Origin of the sequence: Mesorhizobium sp. WSM3860 (assembly GCF_002294995.1) — a bacterium.
GTDB lineage: Bacteria > Pseudomonadota > Alphaproteobacteria > Rhizobiales > Rhizobiaceae > Mesorhizobium.
In genome coordinates this window covers 463,177-483,242 of sequence record NZ_NSGF01000003.1, presented here as the reverse complement: position 1 = coordinate 483,242, position 20,066 = coordinate 463,177, and the positions used below count along the sequence as shown (strand labels likewise).

The 20,066-nt window shown below is 63.3% G+C and carries 16 protein-coding genes; 12 read left to right on the top strand and 4 right to left on the bottom strand.

The features are described 5' to 3' along the window. The 7 genes from CK220_RS32235 to CK220_RS08850 form a co-directional block, all read left to right on the top strand. A partial coding sequence (locus tag CK220_RS32235) for a hypothetical protein (RefSeq protein WP_210201412.1) occupies positions 1 to 265 on the top strand: 265 nt, incomplete at its 5' end. Positions 266 to 321: 56 nt separating this feature from the next. After that, the gene (locus tag CK220_RS08875; protein ID WP_095811138.1) at positions 322 to 2,349 is read left to right on the top strand and encodes an acetyl/propionyl/methylcrotonyl-CoA carboxylase subunit alpha; all 2,028 of its coding nucleotides are present in this window, start codon (positions 322 to 324) and stop codon (positions 2,347 to 2,349) included. A 103-nt stretch (positions 2,350 to 2,452) separates the two neighbouring features. After that, positions 2,453 to 5,980, top strand: a complete 3,528-nt coding sequence (gene dnaE / locus CK220_RS08870; RefSeq protein WP_095811137.1) for a DNA polymerase III subunit alpha — start codon at positions 2,453 to 2,455, stop codon at positions 5,978 to 5,980. Between the two features lie 262 nt (positions 5,981 to 6,242). Beyond that, positions 6,243 to 7,463, top strand: coding sequence for a glycosyltransferase family 2 protein (locus CK220_RS08865; protein ID WP_095811136.1), 1,221 nt, complete (start codon positions 6,243 to 6,245; stop codon positions 7,461 to 7,463). Beyond that, positions 7,453 to 8,457, top strand: a complete 1,005-nt coding sequence (locus CK220_RS08860; RefSeq protein ID WP_245429049.1) for a glycosyltransferase — start codon at positions 7,453 to 7,455, stop codon at positions 8,455 to 8,457. The genes CK220_RS08865 and CK220_RS08860 overlap by 11 nt, the downstream gene beginning before the upstream one ends. Before the next feature lie 5 nt (positions 8,458 to 8,462). Further along, positions 8,463 to 8,969, top strand: coding sequence for a GtrA family protein (locus tag CK220_RS08855; protein WP_095811135.1), 507 nt, complete (start codon positions 8,463 to 8,465; stop codon positions 8,967 to 8,969). A 2-nt stretch (positions 8,970 to 8,971) separates the two neighbouring features. Next, the gene (locus CK220_RS08850; RefSeq protein WP_095811134.1) at positions 8,972 to 9,595 is read left to right on the top strand and encodes a class I SAM-dependent methyltransferase; all 624 of its coding nucleotides are present in this window, start codon (positions 8,972 to 8,974) and stop codon (positions 9,593 to 9,595) included. Between the two features lie 94 nt (positions 9,596 to 9,689). Here CK220_RS08850 and CK220_RS08845 read toward each other — a convergent pair whose 3' ends face one another. Further along, positions 9,690 to 10,538, bottom strand: a complete 849-nt coding sequence (locus tag CK220_RS08845) for a methyltransferase domain-containing protein (protein WP_095811133.1) — start codon at positions 10,536 to 10,538, stop codon at positions 9,690 to 9,692. 242 nt (positions 10,539 to 10,780) lie between these two features. Here CK220_RS08845 and CK220_RS08840 point away from each other — a divergent pair, with 242 nt between their 5' ends. Then, complete coding sequence (locus CK220_RS08840; protein ID WP_141245103.1) at positions 10,781 to 12,514, top strand: hypothetical protein; 1,734 nt, start codon at positions 10,781 to 10,783, stop codon at positions 12,512 to 12,514. 82 nt (positions 12,515 to 12,596) lie between these two features. Here the strand turns inward: CK220_RS08840 and CK220_RS08835 are convergent, their stop codons facing one another. Both CK220_RS08835 and CK220_RS08830 read right to left on the bottom strand, forming a co-directional pair. Further along, on the bottom strand, positions 12,597 to 13,478 hold the full coding sequence (locus CK220_RS08835) for a DMT family transporter (protein WP_095811131.1): 882 nt from the start codon (positions 13,476 to 13,478) through the stop codon (positions 12,597 to 12,599). 81 nt (positions 13,479 to 13,559) lie between these two features. Further along, positions 13,560 to 14,360 (bottom strand): IclR family transcriptional regulator, encoded by an 801-nt coding sequence (locus tag CK220_RS08830; protein WP_095811130.1) that lies wholly within the window; start codon positions 14,358 to 14,360, stop codon positions 13,560 to 13,562. 239 nt (positions 14,361 to 14,599) lie between these two features. Here CK220_RS08830 and CK220_RS08825 point away from each other — a divergent pair, with 239 nt between their 5' ends. Genes CK220_RS08825 through CK220_RS08810 form a run of 4 tightly spaced genes read left to right on the top strand, consistent with a single transcriptional unit; the run spans position 14,600 to position 19,106 of the window. Further along, positions 14,600 to 15,652: an ABC transporter substrate-binding protein gene (locus CK220_RS08825; RefSeq protein ID WP_095811129.1), complete on the top strand. Its 1,053-nt coding sequence runs from the start codon at positions 14,600 to 14,602 to the stop codon at positions 15,650 to 15,652. Between the two features lie 18 nt (positions 15,653 to 15,670). Then, positions 15,671 to 17,176: a sugar ABC transporter ATP-binding protein gene (locus CK220_RS08820; RefSeq protein WP_095811128.1), complete on the top strand. Its 1,506-nt coding sequence runs from the start codon at positions 15,671 to 15,673 to the stop codon at positions 17,174 to 17,176. Continuing rightward, positions 17,173 to 18,138, top strand: coding sequence for an ABC transporter permease (locus CK220_RS08815; protein WP_095811127.1), 966 nt, complete (start codon positions 17,173 to 17,175; stop codon positions 18,136 to 18,138). Before CK220_RS08820 ends, CK220_RS08815 begins: the two co-directional genes overlap by 4 nt. Then, positions 18,135 to 19,106: an ABC transporter permease gene (locus tag CK220_RS08810; protein WP_095811126.1), complete on the top strand. Its 972-nt coding sequence runs from the start codon at positions 18,135 to 18,137 to the stop codon at positions 19,104 to 19,106. The genes CK220_RS08815 and CK220_RS08810 overlap by 4 nt, the downstream gene beginning before the upstream one ends. Here CK220_RS08810 and CK220_RS08805 read toward each other — a convergent pair. Then, positions 19,080 to 20,021, bottom strand: coding sequence for an amidohydrolase family protein (locus CK220_RS08805; RefSeq protein ID WP_095811125.1), 942 nt, complete (start codon positions 20,019 to 20,021; stop codon positions 19,080 to 19,082). The two genes, CK220_RS08810 and CK220_RS08805, sit on opposite strands and share 27 nt — an antisense overlap. Positions 20,022 to 20,066 lie beyond the last annotated feature (45 nt).

Sequence of the window (20,066 nt, the reverse complement as noted above, 5' to 3'; positions counted from 1 at the left end):
CTCCATGATCTCCAGCGGCTTTCCCGCACCAACGGCAACAGCGGCACGCGTTTTCATGAGGCATTCCTCCCAAGGCAATCTTAAAAGTCTCAGCTTATGGCAGGCCGGCGAGCCTGCCCGGCGAGGCGAATACCGCCTGCCATTATCTTGCGCTCGCCACCACCTTACCGGGTTCGAAGGTGGCGGCCAACGTCTGTTGCGACGTTTTTCGACGCCGTTTCTGCAAACGGCATCGAGTGCCGAAGGGCAGGGGCCAGCCACTTGAGGCTCGCCGGAATTGTCCATAGAACTGGACCACTTCGCCGGAGGAACGACATCCGAATGTTCAAGAAGATCCTGATCGCCAATCGTGGCGAGATCGCCTGTCGCGTGATCAAGACGGCGCGCAAGATGGGGATTGCCACGGTCGCGGTTTATTCGGACGCCGATCGCGATGCCGTGCATGTCGAAATGGCCGACGAGGCCGTGCATATCGGCCCGCCGCCGGCCGCGCAAAGCTATCTCGTGCCTGAGAAGATCATCGCCGCCTGCAAGGAAACCGGCGCCGGGGCGGTTCATCCAGGCTACGGCTTCCTGTCTGAGCGCGCCTCCTTCTGCGAGACGCTGGAGAAGGAGGGTATCGTCTTCATCGGGCCGAAGCCCAAGGCGATCCGCGCGATGGGCGACAAGATCGAATCGAAGAAGTTCGCCAGCGAGGCCAAGGTTTCGACCGTGCCGGGCTGGCTCGGCGTCATCGAAAATGCCGACCACGCCGAAAGGATTGCCGGCGAGATCGGCTATCCGGTGATGATCAAGGCCTCGGCCGGCGGCGGCGGCAAGGGCATGCGCATCGCCTGGAGCAGCGCGGAAGTGCGCGACGGCTTCGAGCGCGCGCGTTCGGAAGCGAAAAGCTCCTTCGGCGATGACCGCGTCTTCATCGAGAAATTCGTCATTGACCCGCGCCATATCGAGATCCAGGTGCTGGCCGACGCGCACGGCAATGCGCTCTATCTGGGTGAGCGCGAATGCTCGATCCAGCGCCGCAACCAGAAGGTGGTCGAGGAGGCGCCGTCGCCGTTCCTCGACGCCAAGACGCGCAAGGCCATGGGCGAGCAGGCTGTGGCGCTGGCGAAAGCCGTCGATTACCAGAGCGCCGGCACGGTCGAGTTCATCGTCGATAAGGACAAGAACTTCTATTTCCTTGAAATGAACACGAGATTGCAGGTCGAGCATCCGGTGACGGAGCTCGTCACCGGCATCGATCTGGTCGAGCAGATGATCCGCATCGCCGCCGGCGAAAAGCTCGGCATCAGGCAAAGCGATGTGAAGCTGAACGGCTGGGCGGTGGAAAGCCGTCTCTATGCCGAGGATCCGTTCCGCAATTTCCTGCCCTCGATCGGCCGGCTGACGCGCTACCGGCCGCCGCAAGAGGGCACGTTCGGCGATGTGGTGATCCGCAACGACACCGGCGTCGCCGAAGGCTCCGAGATCTCGATGTTCTACGACCCGATGGTGGCAAAGCTCTGCGCCTGGGCGCCGACGCGACTTGAGGCCATCGATGCCATGTCCGAAGCTCTGGACAGCTTTATCGTCGACGGCATAGAGCACAACATTCCGTTCCTGTCCGCGCTGATGCAGCATCCGCGCTGGCGCGAGGGGCGGCTTTCCACCGGCTTCATCGCCGAGGAGTATCCGGACGGTTTCGCGCCGGTCGAACCGGACGGCGCGGAGAGGGCGGTGTTCGCCGCGATCGCTACCGCGATCGAGTTGCTGCGACGGGACCGGCTCGACCGGCTCAGCGGCCGGTTGGCGCCGCATTCGGGCCATCTCAAGCGCGACTGGGTGGTGAAGATCGGCACGGACTATCTTTCCGCCAGTATCCTCGACGGCATGGTCTCGATCCCGATGGAGATCGATCTGTCGATCGATGGCAGCGAGTCGCTGACGGTCGCTTCCGACTGGCGGCCGGGCGACGCGATCTGGCGCGGCACGGTCGGCGGCAGCCGGATCGCGGCGCAGGTTCGGCCGGCGCTGAACGGCCTTCGTATCGCTTGGAAAGGCATGTCGGTGACGGCTCAAGCCATGCTGCCGCGGACGGCGGAGCTGGAAAGGCTGATGCCGGAAAAGCTGCCGCCGGATACCTCGAAAATGCTGCTTTGCCCGATGCCAGGCCTAGTGGTGTCGATCGCCGTCGCCGAAGGGCAAGAAGTCAAGGCCGGCGAGACGCTGGCCGTGGTCGAGGCGATGAAGATGGAGAACGTGCTGCGCGCGGAGCGCGACCTCACCGTGACGAAGCTAAACGCCAAACCGGGCGACAGCCTGGCGGTCGACGCGGTGATCATGGAGTTCGCCGGAGCCAGGGCGAAATAGGCCGCAAGCTTGTGGTTCGCAGTCGATTGTACTGGACTGGCATCGCGGCGTCCGGGACAATACATCTGCACGGTTGAGTCCTTGAGATAGCTCGAAAAAAAACATGGCGGATGAACGACTTCCACGCGACCCTTTGCAGCGCGAAGCTGTCGTGAAGGCCACGCAGCCGGAGGCGCCTGCGCGAAGGTTCATCCATCTGCGCGTGCATTCAGCCTATTCGCTGCTCGAGGGCGCCCTGCAGCTCGGCGCTATCGTCGGCCACGCGGTCAAGGATGAAGCGCCGGCGATCGCGGTGACCGACACCAACAATCTGTTCGGCGCGCTCGAATTCGCCCAGAAGGCGGTCAAGGACGGTATCCAGTCGATCATCGGCTGCCAGGTCGATCTCGCCTTTTCCGGCGAAACGTCTGACGCCCAACGCGACCGCCGCCGGCACGGTCCCGAGATGTCACCGATCGTGCTGATCGCCGCCAGCGAGGCCGGCTATGCCAATCTGGTCCGGCTGATCAGCAAGGTTTATCTGGAAACGCCGCCCGGCGAGCCGGTGCACATGACCAGCGCCATGCTGGAGAGCCATTGCGATGGCCTGCTATGCCTGACCGGCGGCCCGCGCGGCCCGATCGGCAGCGCGCTGAAGGCGGACCGCCGCGACCTTGCGGAACAGCGGCTGCTGTTCCTCAAAGAGCTTTTCGGCGACCGTCTCTATGTCGAGCTGGAACGGGTTGCCGGCTATGACCGCATGGTCGAAAAGTCGACGGTCGACCTTGCCTATACCCACGAACTGCCGCTGGTCGCGACCAACGAGGCCTTCTTCTCCAAGCGTGAAGACTATGAGGCGCATGACGCGCTGATTGCGATCGCCGAAGGCTCGGTGGTGGCCGCCGACAATCGCCGGCGGCTTTCGCCTGACAATTTCCTGCGCGGCCAGGCCGAGATGGAGCGGCTGTTCTCCGACCTGCCGGAAGCGATCGACAACACGGTCGAGATCGCGATGCGCTGCTCCTATTACCCGAAGAACCGCAGCCCGATCCTGCCGCGTTTCACCGGCGCCGACGCCGCCGACAAGGACGCCGCCGAGAAGGCGGAAGCCGCCGAGCTCGCGCGCCAAGCGCGCGAAGGCCTGGAGGCGCGACTTGCCGCGCACGGACCGACACCCGGCTACACGGTCGAGCAATATCGCGAGCGGCTCGAATTCGAGCTCGGCATCATCGAGAAGATGAAATTTCCCGGCTACTTCCTGATCGTTGCCGACTTCATCAAATGGGCGAAGGCGCAAGGCATCCCGGTCGGACCGGGGCGCGGTTCGGGCGCCGGCTCGCTTGTCGCCTATTCAACCACCATCACCGACATCGACCCGCTGCGCTTCTCGCTGCTGTTCGAGCGCTTCCTCAACCCGGACCGCGTCTCGATGCCGGACTTCGACATCGACTTCTGCCAGGACCGGCGCGAGGAGGTCATCCGCTATGTCCAGCAGAAATACGGCCGCGACCAGGTCGGGCAGATCATCACCTTCGGTACGCTGCAGGCGCGCGCCGTGCTGCGCGACGTCGGCCGCGTGCTGCAGATGCCCTATGGCCAGGTCGACAAGCTCTCCAAGATGGTGCCGCAGAACCCGGCCAACCCGGTCAAGCTGGCGGACGCCGTCGCCAACGAGCCGCGCTTCGCCGAGGAGGCGGAGAAGGAGCCGATCGTGCAGACGCTGCTCGACACCGCGCAGAAGCTCGAGGGGCTCTACCGCCATGCCTCGACGCATGCCGCCGGCATCGTCATCGGCGACCGGCCGCTGTCGGAGCTCGTGCCGATGTACCGCGATCCGCGCTCGGACATGCCGGTCACCCAGTTCAACATGAAATATGTCGAGCAGGCTGGGCTGGTGAAATTCGACTTCCTCGGCCTGAAGACGCTGACGGTGCTGGAAACGGCGGTGAAATTGATCCGGCGGCGCGGTGTCGATATCGACCTGGCGACGATACCGCTCGACGACCCCGAGACCTACGCCATGCTGTCGCGCGGCGAGGTGGTCGGCGTGTTCCAGGTTGAAAGTGCTGGCATGCGCAAGGCGCTGATCGGCATGCGGCCGGACTGCATCGAGGACATCATCGCGCTGGTCGCGCTCTATCGCCCCGGCCCGATGGAGAACATCCCGACCTACAACGCCAGAAAGCATGGCGAGGAGGAGATGGCCTCGATCCACCCCAAGATCGACCACCTTGTGAAGGAAACACAAGGCGTCATCGTCTACCAGGAGCAGGTGATGCAGATCGCGCAGGAGCTTGCCGGCTATTCGCTCGGCGAAGCCGATCTTCTGCGCCGCGCCATGGGCAAGAAGATCCGCGCCGAGATGGACAAGCAGCGCGAGCGCTTCGTCACCGGCGCCGTCGAGCGCGGCGTCGGCAAGGCGCAGGCCGATTTCATCTTCGATCTGCTGGCGAAATTCGCCGACTACGGCTTCAACAAGTCGCACGCCGCGGCTTATGCGGTTGTTTCCTACCAGACCGCCTACCTCAAGGCGCACTTCCCCGTCGAGTTCCTGGCGGCGTCGATGACGCTCGACATGAGCAACACCGACAAACTGGCCGATTTCCGCCAGGACGCGCTGCGCCTCGGCATCGAGGTGGTGGCGCCGTCGGTGATGACCAGCTTCCGACCCTTCGAGGTCGGCGAGAACAAGATCTTCTACTCGCTGGCGGCTCTCAAAGGCGTCGGCGACGCGGCGGTCGAGCACATTGTCGAGAAGCGTGGTGAGAGGCCGTTCAAGAGCCTTGCCGATTTCTGCGAGCGCGTGGATCCGAAGATCGTCGGCAAGCGCGTCTTCGAAAGCCTGATCATGGCGGGGGCCTTGGACTGCTTCGGGCACGACCGCGCGGTGATGATGGCCGGCGTGGAGCGGATGATGGGGCTCGCGTCCCTGGCGCAGCAAAACGCCATCTCCGGCCAGGCCGACATTTTTGGCGCTTCGCTCGGCTCGCAATCGCAGGCGCTCAACCTGCCAGCGGCCGAGCCATGGCTCGCCGCCGACAAGCTGCACCGGGAATTCCAGGTGGTCGGTTTCTATCTCTCGGCGCATCCGCTCGACGAATACAAGGCCGCGCTGCAGAAGATGCGGGTGCAGAACTGGGCGGAATTCTCCGCCGCGGTCAAACGCGGCGCCGCGGCCGGCCGGCTCGCCGGCACCGTCACCACCAAGCAGGAGCGCAAGACCCGAACCGGCAACAAGATGGGCGTCGTGCAGTTTTCCGACACCACCGGTCAATACGAGGCGGTGCTGTTTTCCGAAGGCCTGGCGCAGTATCGCGACATGCTGGAGCCCGGCCGTTCGGTGGTGATCACCGTCTCGGCCGAAGACCGGCCGGAGGGGATCAATCTGCGCATCCAGACGGTGCAGTCGCTGGAGGACGAGGCAAGCCGCATCCAAAAGGCGCTGCGCATCTTCGTGCGCGACGCTCAGCCGATCAACATCGTTGCCAACCAGCTTGCCGTGAAGGGCGAGGGTCAGGTGAGCTTCGTGCTGATCAAGGAAGCCGGCCAGGGCGAGGTGGAGATCGAACTCCCCAACCGCTATCGCATCTCGCCGCAGGTCGCGTCGGCCATGCGCGCGGTGCCTGGTGTCGTCGAAGTGGAACTGGTGTAGGCGCTCCAACTACTTGTTTTCGCGCAACTCGAACAGAACCGGGTTCACGCTTTTCCTGGAATGCTTTAGGGCGTGGCCTGGCCACCAATTCAAGCCCCGCCGCCATGCTCCCATCCGTACGGGCCAAACCGTCATTCGCTCAACCACGTATGGTTCTGTATATCTTTGCCTAACTTGTTCTTGCTAATCTTGCAGTTGGGCTGCGGAAACGTTGGGGGCCCAAGCTGTAAGCAACGGTGACGATTAGCCAGGAGCGGGCACGATGGTCGACAAGTCGAATTTCGCGATCGTCGCAACTGATCTCGATGGGCAGCACGCCGATGGCGCAAGGGCCCCTCTCGTGTCGGCCATTATCCCTTGCCTGAACGAAGAGCGCACGCTCGGCATCTGCATCCGCAAGGCGCTTGACGTTTTTTCGAAACGGGGCATCAGGGGTGAGGTCGTCGTCGGGGACAATGGGTCGACCGATCGGTCGGTGGAGATTGCCGAGTCCCTCGGCGCGCGTGTCGTGCACCAGCGGGTCAAGGGATACGGCGCGGCGATCAGCGCGGCGGCTGAAGCTGCACGAGGCAAGTACATCGTCATGGCGGATGCGGACGATTCCTACGACTGGAGCAGCCTCGGCGAGTTCATCGACGCACTGGAGGATGGTGCCGAACTGGTCATGGGCGATCGCTTCGCCGGCGGTATCGAGCCCGGCGCCATGCCCCCCCTGCATCGGTATCTCGGCAATCCGGTGCTTTCAACGATTGCCCGCTGGCTTCACCATTCTCCGATACACGATTTTCATTGCGGCATGCGAGGATTCACCCGCGATGCGTTTCGCCGAATGGGCGCGCGCTCGCCCGGCATGGAATTCGCCTCGGAGATGGTTATCAACGCGCATCGCGCAGGCCTCGTGATCCGCGAGGTGCCGATCAAGCTCTATCCGGACAAGCGCGGCCGCCCACCTCACCTGCGGTCGTTCCGCGACGGTTGGCGACATCTGCGGCTGATCGTGGCCCATGCACCCAACATCATGTATCTCATACCGGGAGCGACCTTGCTGGTGGCCGGTATTGCTGGCCTCGCGGTCCTGGCGGCGGGACCTGTGCGGATCGGAGGGTGGTATTTCGGAATTCACTTCGTCGCGCTCTCCGCGATGGCGACGCTAATTGGCCTTTCGGCGATCCTTTTCGGTATGCTGGCCAAGGTGGCGATCGCTATCTATCACCCGGGCCACGGCGGCCGGATCGTGCCCTGGCTGATGCGCGGCCGCCCCCTGGAATGGCTGGTCTTTTCCGGCGGCATGCTGTCGGCGGGCGGCTTTATCGCGGACGTGCTGCTGGCGCTGCATTGGATCTTCATTGGCGGCCCGATGGAGCAGTCGGTGCACCTGACCTTTGTGATCACCACCGCCTGCGTGGCCGGCATGTCGATGGTGCTGTCCGGCTTCGTGCTCAAGTTGCTGCTTGATAATCTGGGTGACAGGCGTGCGTTCTGATCGCCTGAATATCCTCCAAGCGGAAACTCGAGCAGGTAGCGGCGTTGAAAAGGAGCCGTTTCTGTCCGTCATCATGCCGGTCCATCAAGGAGAAGCATGGATTGCGGCGACGCTCGACTCGCTGGCCGCCGAGCCGAACGAAGATCTGGAAATAGTCGTTATCGACAGCAGCCCGACGAGCGCCACTGCCGCCACCGTCGAGCGGTTCAGTCACCGATTGCCCGTTAAGCTGCTTCAGCGAAGGGACCTTGGGCCGTGGCAGACCAAGACCAATCTCGGGATCGAACTGGCGGCCGCCGATCACGCCTGCATTCTGCATCAGGATGATTTGTGGCTGGTCGGGCGCGTCGAAGCCGCTCGTCGCTGGCTTGCTGACGCGCCCGAGGCCGACCTTCATCTGGCGCCGACCGCGATCATCGACCGCCAGGGCCGCAGGATGGGGCGCTGGAATTGTCCGCTGCCGGCCGGCGAGGTGCTCGGAGCAGAATTCCTTTTGGGACGACTATTGATACAAAATTTCGTCTCGGTCCCCGCACCGATATTTCGGCGAAGCGCCTGGCTGGCGTGCGGGGGCATGGATGAGCGGCTCTGGTACACGGCGGACTGGGACATGTGGATTAAACTCGCCGCTACCGGCCAGGTCGTGTATCACGACGAGATCACGACAGCCTTTCGGGTTCACGGCAGTTCGCTGACTGTTACCGGATCGCGTGACGCCGGCGAGTTCCGGGCGCAAATGCAGACGGTCCTGGACCGCTATCTTTCCCTGCTACCGGCGAGCAGCCGGCGCTGGATTGAACCAGCCGCTAGGGCGTCGATCAGCGTCAATGTAGCGCTGGCCGCCGCGTCAGGCGGCGACTTGAAGGCTCTGCTTCACGCAGCACGTGTTGTACTGTCGCTTGGCCCGAACGGCACGAGGCGCTATTTGCGCGACTCGCGGTTGCGGGAGCGTGTCACGTGCCGGCTCCGCGCGAAACTGACAGGAGCTTTCTAACGCCGATGCCTGGTCCTGCCCTGAACACCGATGAGCAGGTGCGGCTGGAGCGTCGCGCGAGCGGAAGACCGCTTTTGGAGCGAGGCTGGCGATATACGCTGGTGGGGCTGGTGTGCGCCATCGCGCACAACGTCGTCATGATCGTCGTCGACCATTTGGGTGGACATTACCTGGTAGGCATCCTGGTTTCATTTTTGTCCGTGACGCCAATCGGATATTCGCTGCACAGTTGGTTTACGTTTGCCGAGCCACTTCGTTTGAAGGCATTCATGCGTTTCGTTGCAGGCGTGGTCGCGGCTTATCCTGTCTCGGTGGCCATGATGGTCGTCCTCTGTTCCGGCCTCAATCTCAGCGTTCCGATTGCCACTCCAATCGCCACCGTCGCCTTGTTCGTCTGGAACTTTGTCGCCGCGCACTGGGCCATCCTGCCGCGTCTTTATCTGCAACCCGCAACCTTGCCGACGTCGCCTCGCAGGCCGGCAAAACACCAATCTACCGGAAAAGAGGAATAGGAATGCTGGCACCAGGTCAGGTCGCGCGCAGGATTCTCGGCCGCCATTTCGAGCCGGTCGGCAACGTCTATCGCCGTGTCTTCGTCGATCTCAACGCAATCGCCGGTTTTCTCGATGCGGAATTGCCGCGTGGCGCGAAGGTCCTGGACATCGGCGGCGGCGACGGCGCGGTTATCGAGCGGCTGCTTAACCGGCGCCCCGACTTGCCGGTTACGATGTGCGATCTAGCCCCTTCAATCGGGGCATTCCTGAGCGACGGAAATCGCGCGAAGGTCAAACTTCTGCCTGCCACGGATATCGCCGACGTAACCGGATCATACGATGCCGTCACGATTTCCGACGTCATCCATCATGTGCCGGTCGATCAACGTGACATATTCTTCAAATCTCTGGCCGACTGTTGCAAACGCTGGGGCTGCCGGAAAATCATCTTGAAGGACATAGAGCCGGGCGGCGTGCGCGCCATGCTATCGCTTCTTGCCGACCGTTACATCACTGGAGACAAGCATGTCGTCCTGTTCTCGCGCTCGGATTTCGCGGACTTGGCGCGACGACATTTCCCGAAAGCGCAGAGAGGATCGGCGATACCGGACTGGCCTAACTACTGCGAGGTGCTGAGTTGGTAGGCTCTCAGGCCTCGGGGTAGGAAGCAGGCGAAACCGATGCCGTCGCCTTTGAGCACGCCGCGAGTGTCCGGTCGCGAAGGGCGCTGCAACTGGACTATTTGACCGCCACGGTGCTGAGCATACTGGCGATACGATGACTCTCCGGGCGATCGACAAGCAATTTGTCGATGAACTTGAGCGGGAATGTCAGCGCAAGAAGCGCGCCTTTGGCTATCATGTAACGGGTGCGGTTCTCTCGCCCCACAACGACCCCGGCATATTCCGAAATGATGTTGACGATTGCGCTCGTTGGCCCTTGATGGGTCTGAACCTCGACTGTGCCGAACCGCCGCAAAAGCTGCTCGATCCCATCCTTCGTGAAGTTGCAGTAGTGGGCGGGATAGCCGTGGTAGGGAAACAGGAACGGGTTGATGCAGAGCAGCTTGCCGCCCGGTTTGAGGACGCGGAGCACTTCATCGACGACCCCGGCCGGATTGGGAACATGTTCGATCACGCTATCCAGAATGACGCAGTCGACTGAATCGCTTGCAAGCGGAGTGTGCTCAATATCTGCGACGAGATCGACATTCGGGGTGGGGAACAGGTCGATGTTGAGAACATCGGGGCGTATGCGCCGCGCGCCGGAGCCGAACTCAACGATGACGACGTTTTGAGGCACAGACGCCAGAAACGAATTGAGCGTGTCGTGCGGTGAATATTCGCTCGTTATGACTTGCTTCACAGCATTGTAGAAGCGGGCGCGAGCGCTGGTGCCACCATACGCCTCCTCATGGAAACTTGCGTCGAAGCCCTGCCTCACCGGCGGCTCGGCGAAGAACGGAATGCCCTTGCGTAGGGGATAAGCCGCAGGGCAAGCCTTGCATGTTAGCGCAGTGGGTGCCGTGTCAAGCTCAGTATAGCAGGCTGGGCAGACAAGACCCTGCGTCAACTTGGAATGCAGCACGCTTTATCCTTTCGAACCCTAACACTATTTGGAGGGCAGGTTACCATGCCTGACTATAGGTCTTTCTTAACGCGCGAAGGCTAACAGTTGCTGAAATCCGCTCGGTGGCCGGACGGAATTTGCGAGAATCACACCAATATGCGCGACTAGAAACTCACACGAGGCGGGCTCATTTTCGGGTGGAGCGGAAGCCCGGAGCAGTGAGACGTCGCGCGGGTCGCTGGGGCGCAGCGGGGACGAAAGTGGCTCTGCTCGAGACACGGTTTGAGGGAATCTTCGACGCGGGCGAACCGGGACACGGATCAATCGGATTATTCGGTCTCGGGCAGCGCACGACCATAGTTTCCCTCTGTGTCCTGATCGCGCTCAAGATTGTTTTGCTGTTCGCCCTGGCTTGGAACGCTCGCTTCGTCATGGACGAATTCGTCCAGCTCGGATGGGCCAAATATTTCTCCAACGGCCTGTTCGATACGGTCTGGCATGTAAAGGCGGTCGGCTATGCTGTCTTCTACAGGATCGCCCACCTGATCGGCTGGGACGCCACATCGATCCTGCTTGCCGGGCGTATGCAGACTGCCCTGCTGGCGTGCGGGACTGTGGCCATGATCTACGCCTGCGCTCGCGCGCTTGGGGAGGATCGGGTCCGTGCCTTGGCCATTGTCCTCGTCCTTTTGTGCTTCTCGAATTTCATGGAGCGCATCTTTCGCACCATCGCCGAACCGCTGGCGGTGTTCTTCGCCGTGGCGGCGCTGCTGGTCGTGCTACGGGCCCGTGAATTGAGGGGATGGCAGCTTGTCGCTGCCGGCGCCTTGAGCGGCCTGTCGTTTCTCGCGACTCAGAAATCAATCTACTTCAACCTTGCGCTAGGCCTTGGCCTGGTCGCCGACGCGGCTTTGATGAGACGCTACCTGGCAGGCATGGCCCGCGGGGCATGGCTCGTGCTGGGATGGACTCTCCCTATAATCGCATATTGCTTCATCTTTGGCGGCGCCGACCCTGTTCCCATCGCCAAGAGCCTGGTGTTCGGCCCGCTTGAGATCGCGACGCGCGGCGGCGGTGACTACGGGGGGCTGAGGCGCTTCGTGGTTCAGACGCTCGCGCGCAACTATGTTCTTTACGTCTTCTGTTTCGCCGGCATGGCTCTGTCTCTGATGCAGATCATGAAGCTCGAGGAACGGAGGCGAATTGCGCTGATCTTCTCGGTCGTGATCACGGTGCTGGTCTTCGCGCATGACCAGCCGTGGCCCTACGTGTTCATCATGGCGTTGCCGTTCATGTCGCTATGGTCGTTGACGATGCTCGACGGCCTCGCAGCCCGCGCGCGTTATCTGCGCCTGGCGTGGATAGCATTGGTCACGGCGATGGCCATAAGCTTCGTTGTCAATTTACTTTACCTTCGCTTCGACAATGCGGCCCAACTTGAGCTGGTGGCGCGTGCGGAGTCATTGCTTGCACCCGATGAGCGATACTTCGACGGCATAGGAATGTTGCCCAATCGAATGGAGCCAACAACTTTGTGGCTCGACAAACACTACGTGCTCGCGACCTTGCGGGAAAGCGGGCATTCCGAGGCTTACAATGTGCTTAGCAAGTCTCGTCCGAAGCTGATCCTGTGGTCCTACCGGATGGACTATATCTATCCGGTAGTCGCGCCCCTGATTTTGAACAGCTATGTCCGTGTGGCGCCAAACCTCAGGATCGCTGGTCTCCGCCTGCAGTCCGGTGAGCGGAAGATCTTTGATGTCCCTATTGCTGGAAGTTATGCGCTCTACAGTGCCGATGGAACGCCTTTGCGGGGCCGGGTCGAAGTCGACGGCACCGTGCTCGATCCGCCATTTTACCTTGCGGCCGGGCCAAAGACTGTAGCATGGCGCAACGGTTCGGGCGAAGCCTTGCTGCTGCCTGAAGGTTCGTACGCCGGGCATTTCAAGGCCGGCGGCGACAACGAACTTCTATTTGACGGCGTCTACGATTGAGCGACGCGGCGAGTGACGGTCCTGTCGACGCCAGCCAGCTTGTCGGGTCGCGGGCAACCCAACCGGGCGTCTGACCTCACAGCTAGGAGGTCGCGACTTCGGCAGGCTGAGGCGCCTTGCGCTGCAGGTTGAGCAGATTGCCGGTCAGGATCAGCAAGGCGCCGCCGGCGGTGAACACATCGATCTGCTCGTTGTAAAGCAGCCATCCGATCAGCGCCGACAGCGGCACGCGCAGGAAATCCATCGGGGAAATGACGGTCGCGTCGGCGTGGCTGAGCGCGCGGGCCATGCAGAAATGGGAGGACATGCCGGTAAAGGCGACCACGAATATCGACGGCCACAGTTCGACCGCTGGGTTGCGCCAGACATAGAGCGCCGGAACGAGGCCGACCACGGACTGGATGATCAGCATCCAGAAGATGATGCGCACGACGCTGTCGGTTCGTGTCAGCGACTTGACCATGACCACGGAGACGCCGAAGCACATTGCGGCTCCCAGCACGACGAGATTACCGGGATCGACCGAGCCGACGCCGGGACGCACGATAATCACCACGCCAATCAGCCCCAGCACGATTGCCGCCAGCCTGGGCCGCGCCAGCCTTTCGCCGAGAAAGCTCACCGCCAGGATCGCCGTCCAGATCGGGGTCGTGAACTCGATCGAGATCAGCACGGCCAGCGGAATCAAGGTCAGCGCATAGAGCCATGCGGCCTGGCCGGCATAGTGGACGACGTTGCGAGCGATGTGGGCGAGCGGGCGCTGGGTGCGCATCGCCCTAAAGCCGCCGGCCGTCACCACCAGAGGCAGCAGGATGAAAAAGCCGATCACCGAGCGCAGCTCAAGCACCTGGAAGACGTTGAGCGCGGCCGTCGCGGTGCGGCCGGCGACCGACATCGCCAGGAACGAGGCGATCGACAGCGCCATCCAGAGCGCGGCCCTGGTGATCGAGGGAGCGGGTGCCATTGGCGCTATGTCGCAAGACCGGCATTGTCCCGCAACCGGTAGTCGCGGGCATTCGACTGGGCCAGACGGCCGCATTCCGGCTCAGCTTCCGGCGAGCGACAGTGCGCGGGCGCGCTCGCGCAGCAGCTCAAGCAACTGGTTGCGACGCGGCTCCGGTGTGTCGACGGGCAGCACAAAGCAAAGCGTCGTGTTGATGGCGCCGTGGCTGTTGCGGATGGGAGCCGCCATGCACCAGGTGAAGCGATCGGCGAGCGCCGAGGTCTCGCTGAAGCCCTGCCGGCGAGCCAGGTCGACATCGGCGAAGAATTCGTCGGGAGCAATGACCCGACCATCGGGGAGTTCGTAGTCCGCGGCAGGAATGAAATCCTTGAGTTCCGTCTCATGCATATGGCCGACCAGCAGGCGTCCCGACGCCGTCCACGGGATCGGTACCTCGACGCCGACATCGCTCGAGATGCGGAAAGGGCCGGGAGAATCCCGGCAATCGAGAACGACATATTTGTTGCCGCGCAGACCACAGAGCTGGACGGTCTCGCCGGTCTCGGCCGCCATCCTGTCCAGCGTTTCCAGGATGCGGCGATAGTGTGCGTTGTGGTGTGAGTACGCCCAGCCGAACAGGTGCATCGCCCGCCCGAAATAGACGTAGCCCTCGGAACCGACATTTTCGAGCATTTCGGCTTCGAGCAGGCTGTTGACGATCTCATAGGTCGTCGAACGCGGTGCGTTGATCATCTTTGCGATGTCGCCGATGCGCATCGGCGCGCGATGCTTCAGCAGAGCCTCGAACAGCATGATGACGCGGTCAATGCCGCGGCGGCGCTCGCCGGCCTGCGGTTGCACCCCGGCGCCTGCCTCGATCAAACCAGTTGCGCCTTCGCTCATGCCAGCCGCCCAAAAATCATTTTCGGCTCTCGTCTCAAGACGCTTGAAAGATGTCAAGGCTCAGTCTAGCATCCAATCTGTCCGATATACAGACATGATGTCTGGAATACCGGACAAACTAACGAGCCGGACAGAAGAAGTCCAGACGACAAACGAGCGGTTTCCGCGTCGCGGTGACCGCAGTGTTTCGTCGTCCCGACTCCGCGCGTCCGGACAAAAGCTACAGAAGGGGAACCGTCATGAAGAAGTCATCGTTTTTCGCATCCGCCAGCGCCCTTTGCCTCGGTCTCGTTCTGGCCGTCGGTGTCGGTTCGCAGGCCAATGCGGCCGCGAAGTGCGTCAAGGGCGACCGTAAGGCGCCGTATACGATAGGCTGGGCCAACATCTATTCCGTGCCGACCTGGATGAAGCAGACCCAGGGCACGATCGAAGCCGAGGTCGAGGCGCTCAAGAAGCAGGGGCTGGTCGACAAGCTGGTCGTGACCGACGCCCAGGGCGACGCCAATGTGCAGATCCAGCAGATACAGTCGATGATCGATTCCAATGTCGACGCCATCATCCTGATTGCCGGTTCCTCGACCGCTCCGGCGCGTGTGATCGCAGATGCATGCGCCAAGGGCATCGCGATCATCAACTTCGACAGCCTTGTCGACACCGACCAGGTGACGGCCAAGGTCAACACGGATTCCTCGCAGTGGGGCGACCAGGCTGCGAAGTTTCTGATCGACGCCATCGGCGGCAAGGGCAAGATCCTCATCCTCAACGGTCCGGCCGGCGTTTCGGTCAGCGACGACCGCCGCAAGGGCGCCGATGCCGAGCTCAAAGCCCACCCCGACGTGAAAATCCTCGCCGAGACCAACACGCCGTACAACGTCGCGCCGGCCCAGGAAGCCGTCACCAGCCTGCTGTTCGCCAATCCAGAGATCGACGGCATCCTGTCGCTCGGCGGCGCGCTCTCGGCCGGTGCGGTGCTCGCGCTCGACAAGCAGGGCCGCGACCAGGTGCCGATCACCGGCGAGAATGCGCGCCAGTTCCTCGAGCTGTGGAAGGAAAAGGGCCTGAAGAGCTGGGCGACCATGCAGCCGAACTGGCTCGGCGCCTTTGCCACCTACACCGCGGTCCAGGCGCTGGAGGGCAAGGACGTGCCGGCCTTCGTCAAGATTCCGCTGCCGGTCATCGACAATTCCAACATCGATCAATACCTCGCCCGGGCGAAAGATTTCCCGGCTGACGGCTACATCTATTCGCCCTACGATGAGGAGCTGTTCAAGAAGCTGCTGGCGCAGAAGTAGGCCGGAAGGGTTGCAGCATTGACCACGGCTCCGCTCCTTGCCGCGCGGGGGGTGTCGAAGGCGTTCTTCGGCAACCCCGTCCTGCGTGACGTCTCCATCGCTCTCCAGCCGGGGCGCGTGCACGCGCTGCTCGGCGAGAACGGCGCGGGAAAGTCGACCTTGATCAACCTCCTGTCCGGCGCCTTGCGCCCGGACAGCGGGACCATCGAGGTCGATGGGCGTGCCGTGGCACGCATGACGCCGGCGCTAGCGCGGCAGGCCGGTATCGCGGTCGTGCAGCAAGAGCTCAGCCTGACGGCCAGCCTGTCGATAGCCGAGAACATCGGCATCGGCGCCTATCCGAAGCGATTCGGGCTGGTCGACTACAAGGAGCTTGCCGCGCGCGCGAAGGCGGCATGCAAACTTGTCGGCCTCGACGAGCCGTTGTCGACACCAGTTGGGAATCTATCCCTCGGACGACGGCAGATGGTGGAGATCGCCAAGGCTCTCTATCGCCGGCCGCGCGTGCTCATCCTCGACGAGCCGACCTCATCGCTCTCGGCGACGGAAACAAAAATCCTCACCGACCTGTTGGGACGGCTCCGTGGAGAAGGCGTCGCCATTCTCTACATCTCGCACCGGCTCAACGAGGTCATGGCGCTGTGCCAGCATGTGACCGTGCTGAAGGACGGCACCCGCACGGCCGACCGGTCGCTGGAGGGAACCGACGCGACTGGATTGGTGCGCCTGATGGTCGGCCGCGACCCCGGTGATCTCTTTCCGAAATGGCAGCCGTCGGCTTCGCCCGGTGCCGCCATCTCGGTCCGCGGCTTCTCGGCCGGCCTGATGCACGACGTCGAACTCGACATCAGGACGGGTGAGGTGCTGGGCATTGGGGGGCTGGTCGGTCAGGGGCAGGAGGATCTGCTGCTCGGCCTGTACGGCGCAATCCCTGCCAGGACGGCATCGGCAACCGTCAATGGCGTGTCGGGCCTGCCGGGCAATGTGCCGAAAGCCAACGCGCTGGGGCTCGCCTATGTGCCAGCCGATCGTAAGCGCGAGGGCCTCCACCTTATTCATCCGATCATCACCAACATGATGTTGCCTGCCTTCGCAAGGCTGCCGTCGTTGAAGCTGCGCAGCCGCAAGGCAGAAGGCGAGAAGGGAAGGGGTCTTGCCGCCCAGCTTTCCATCAAGGGCGACCTGCAGCGGCCGGCGCAGGCCCTATCGGGCGGCAATCAGCAGAAAGTCGCGTTGGCGAAATGGATGCCGCACGATCCACTGGTGCTGCTGCTCAACGATCCGACGCGCGGCGTCGACGTCGAAACCAAGCGCGAAATCTATCTGATGCTTCGCGCCTTCGCGGCCGCCGGCAAGGCTGTCGTGCTGCTCAGTTCCGACACGCCGGAACTGGTGCATCTATGCGACCGCGTCGCGGTGGTTCGTGAAGGCCGCGTCGTCAGGATGCTCGAGCGTGCCGCGCTGAGCGAGGAAGCCATCGTGTCGGCGGCGATGGGTGCAGAGAGGCGGAAGGTGGCGGCATGAGCATCATTCCCTCCGCGAGAGCCGACGGCGCGCTCTACTGGCAGGTGCAGGCGCGCCGCAACATCGGCGTTCGCAGCCTCTTCCTGGTGGTGCTGGCGTTTCTCATCGCCTATGCCGTGCTGTTTCCGGGCCTGTTCACGGTCTCCGGCTTTGCCAAGTTCACTCAGAGCTGGTTCCCGCTGGCGCTGGTGGCGATGGCGCAGGCCATCCTCATGCTCACCGGCGGCATCAGCCTGGCTATCGGCGCGACCGTCAGCCTCGGCGCGGTCATTGCCGCGACCACCATGGCCGGACCGCTTGGCGTCCCGGGCGGCGCCGCCGCCGTGGCGCTTGCCGGGCTCGGCATCGGCGCCGCGACCGGCTTCATCGTGGTCAGGCTGCGCCTGCCGGCGATCGTGGTGACACTGGCCGGCTCCTTCATCATCGGCGGCGCCGCACTGCTGGTTCTGCCGAGGCCCGGCGGCGCGGTTCCGGCATGGCTGTCCGACCTGCTTGCCGGCGACACGCCGGCGGCTTTCGTGCTGCTCATGGCGATCGTCCTGCTATGGAAGCTCTATCTCGCCACGCCGCTTGGATTAAGCCTCTATGCCGCCGGCGAGAATCCGGTCGGGGCCTACCGTTCCGGTGTGCCGGTCGATGCGGCGCGTGTGGCCGCCTATGCGATCAGCGGCCTCTTGTCGACCGGCGCCGGGCTGTTCGTCGCCGCGCAAACGGGATCTGGCGATCCGGTCATCGGCAACGCCTTCACGCTCAATTCCATTGCCGCTGCCGTGCTTGGCGGCATTGGCTTCCTCGGCGGCCAGGGCACCATGCGCGGAGCGCTCGCCGGCAGCCTGCTGCTCAGCCTGATGATCAGCGTCATGTTCTTCCTCGGTTTCACGCCGGTAGCGCAGTATGTCGCGCAAGGGTTGATCATCATCGGCGCCGTCGCCATCCCGCAATTCCGCAAGGTGCAGCAATGACAGCCTGGACCGACAGCGCCGGCGGCAGACGCGCCAGGGCGATCCTCACCAGCCGACCGTTCCTCACCCTTGCCATCGTCGTCGCAGTCTGGATCGCGGCGAGCTTCGCATCGCGCGGCTTCGGCGCCTACGGGCACCTGCGCTACCTGGTCGAGCTTGGCGCGGTCATCGGCCTCGTGGCGGCGGGGCAGACCTTCGTGGTGATCGCCGGCGGCATCGATCTCTCCGTGGCGGCGATCGTCACCGTCAGCGCCATCAGCCTGCCGCTGCTGTCATGGCAGGCCGATCCGACCGGCCTTGCCTCCGTGCTTGCGGTGCTTGCGCTGACCACGGCTATCGGCGTGATCAACGGGTTAGGCGTGGCGCTGCTGCGCGTCCATCCGATGATCATGACGCTGGCGATGGCGACATTCCTGCAGGGTCTGCTGATCATCATTGCCGGCGGCAGTGCCGTCACCGCCGAGAACCTGCTGGTTCATTGGCTCGGCAATGCGAGGCCGGCCGGCATTCCGGCTGGCATCCTGCTATGGATCGCGGTTTCCGTACTCGTGCTGACACTGATGCATGCAACGCCTTTCGGCGCCCGCATCTTCGCCATGGGCGCCAATCCGCTTGCGGCTTCGTTGTCGGGCGTGCCGATCACTTCCACGACATTGGCTGTCTACGGCATCAGCGGATTCACGGCGGGGCTCGCGGGCGTGCTCGTGCTCGGCATGAACGGCCAGGGCTATGTCGGGATCGGCGATCCCTATCTGCTCGCCTCGATCGCAGCAGTGGTGCTTGGCGGCACCTCGATCCTCGGCGGGCTCGGCACCTATGCCGGCACCATCCCGGGAGCCATCCTGCTGGTGACGATCACTGCGCTGATCACCGTCGTCAATGCGTCGCCCGGCTGGCGCAGCATCCTGTTCGGTTCGCTGATCCTCGGGCTGCTGCTGCTCTCAGGCAGGGAGCGAGCCCGGCGATGACCCGGTGTCCAGGCGATAGATGCGAGCGGCGTTGCCAAAGAACAGCGCCGCCTGCTCCTCCCGGGAAAGATCGGCGGTGATGACCTTGAAGCTGTCATACACCTCGTCGAACGAGGCGTGCAGGCCGGCGACCGGGAAGTCGGAGCCGAACATGGCGCGCTTCATGCCGAAGCAGTCGATGCAATGCAGAACGATCGGCCGCAGACTTTCGAGCGTCCAGTCATGATCGTAGGCGACCAGGTCGGAGATCTTGACGGCGACGTTGTCGCGCTCGGCCAGTCGCCGCAGCCCGTCTCGCCATCTCTGCAAGCCTTCGGGGTCACGGTCGATCGGGCTGCCGCAATGGTTGAGGACGAATTGCTGGTCGGGAAAGGCCGCGGCGAGACGCGCTGCCTCGGCCAGTTGGCGCGGAAACACCATCAGATCGAAGGAGAGCCCGTACCGGGCAAGCGAGCCAAGGCCGGCGCGCCAGGCGGGATCGTCCATGATGCCGTTGCGAGCGCTGAAGCGCCGGGCGGGATCAGGGTCCCAGCTCAGAATGTCGCGTATGCCGACGACGCGGGCGAAGGCGGCCTGCGTCTCGATCAGCTCCGCCGCGTGTGGGCTCGCCAACGGCACATGGACGACGTAGCGCGCCGCTACGCCGCACGACTTGTCGAGCGTCTCGAGCCAGCGGGTCTCGCCGACGCTGTCGTCGCTCGCCCAGCCGGCTTCGACATGGACGCTGGCGACGACATTGTGCCGAGCCGCGTCGCGCAGATAATCCTCAGGGAGATAGTTGCGGCGCATGGCACCAAGCTCGCCGAGGCCGCCGCGTTCACCGGCCGTGGCGGCCAGCCAGGGATGGCGGCCGAGGCCGAGATCCCAGAGATGGTGATGGGCGTCGATGATGGGTCCGGAGTAGGGATTTGGCACGCGCTTCTCTCAGGCCTTGGCCGGCAATCGGTTGAGCCATTGTTC